This window comes from Dietzia sp. DQ11-38-2 (assembly GCF_014145055.1).
Lineage (GTDB): Bacteria > Actinomycetota > Actinomycetes > Mycobacteriales > Mycobacteriaceae > Dietzia.
In genome coordinates this window covers 1-1256 of sequence record NZ_JAALDW010000164.1, presented here as the reverse complement: position 1 = coordinate 1256, position 1256 = coordinate 1, and the positions used below count along the sequence as shown (strand labels likewise).

The window sequence follows — 1256 nt, the reverse complement described above, 5'->3', positions numbered from 1 at the left end:
CAGCCCGGCGGCGATCCCGGCGGTGAGTGCGGTCTTGCCTGCACCGAGGGGCCCGTCGAGGACCACCACGTCGCCGGCCCCCAGCAGTGCCGCGAGTTCCACGCCGAGCTGACGCGTGTCCTCCACGGTGGGGAGGGTCCGCGCCCCCGGTACCCCGATCGTCACGACGCCGTGCTTCGGCGCCCCGGCGGCCCGTGCGTGCGTGCGCGCCACTCGACGACGGCGTCCGCGATCAGGTCACCGAGCACCTCCGACACGTGCGCGGGCTCCTCCAGCATCACCATGTGACCGGCTCCGGGGACCACCACGAACTCGGCGTCCGGCAACGCCTCGGCGATGTCCACCGAGCGGTCCAGGGGGGTGAGCAGGTCGCGGTCTCCGCACAACACCGTGGTCCGTACGTCCCGCAGCACGGGGACGGCCGCGGACTCGTCGTGCTGGGTGAGGGTCTCGAAGAAGTTCGCGATGGTCAGCATGTCCGTCGAGGCGATGAGCTTGTCGACGAACCGCGCGACGGTCGGGCTCATCTTGGCCGGGTCGCCGAACGAGCCGCCATAGATGAACGGGGAGATGACGGCCCCGAGGGCCTTGCGGCTGCTGGTGAACACCCCCGGCGTGCGGCCGGCCAGGCCCACGAACCTGCTGACGGCCCGGCTGTCGAGTACGGCACCCAGGCCCGACTCGGACAGTTCCGCCATCGCGGTGGCGACCAACCCCACACCGAGCACCCGATCGCGGACCGCCTCGGAGTGACGGGCCGCATAGCCCAGCACCGTCATCCCCCCCATGGAATGCCCGATCGCCACGATCGGGCCGGTCGGGGCGGTGGCCGAGATCACCGAGTTGAGGTCGGCCGCCAACTGGGCGATCGTCGAGTTCTCGCGTGAGCTCTTCCCGCTGAGCCCGTGACCACGCTGATCGTAGAAGACCAACCGGACCTCGGATCCGAACCGGTCCTGGAGGTGTCGACGCTGGAAGTGCCAGGAATCCATCGACAGCGTGTAGCCGTGGGCGAACACCACGGTCATCGGCGCGTCAGTCGGGCCGGCCTCACGCACCGCGAGCGGGACCCCGTCCGAAGCGGCGACCATCGAACCCCGGTCGACCCCGAGCTCCCACATGTCCTCTCCGGCCCACGGGTCGCTCGCCCGGCGCCCGGGTAGGAGGGTGCCGACGGATCCGATCGTCGCCGCGCCGAGCGCGCTCAGCCCCGCGGCGAGCCCTCCGGGGGTCCGGATCTGCTCGTCGACGGCCTC

2 protein-coding genes are annotated in these 1256 nt (G+C 71.5%); both read right to left on the bottom strand.

Annotation, left to right across the window (positions count from 1 at the left end):
* Positions 1–165: tRNA (adenosine(37)-N6)-threonylcarbamoyltransferase complex ATPase subunit type 1 TsaE (locus G6026_RS06385; RefSeq protein WP_182612623.1), on the bottom strand; the 165-nt coding region annotated here is incomplete at its 3' end.
* The coding region (locus G6026_RS06380) for an alpha/beta hydrolase (protein ID WP_182612621.1) at positions 162–1256 on the bottom strand (1095 nt) is incomplete at its 5' end. The genes G6026_RS06380 and G6026_RS06385, both read right to left, overlap by 4 nt.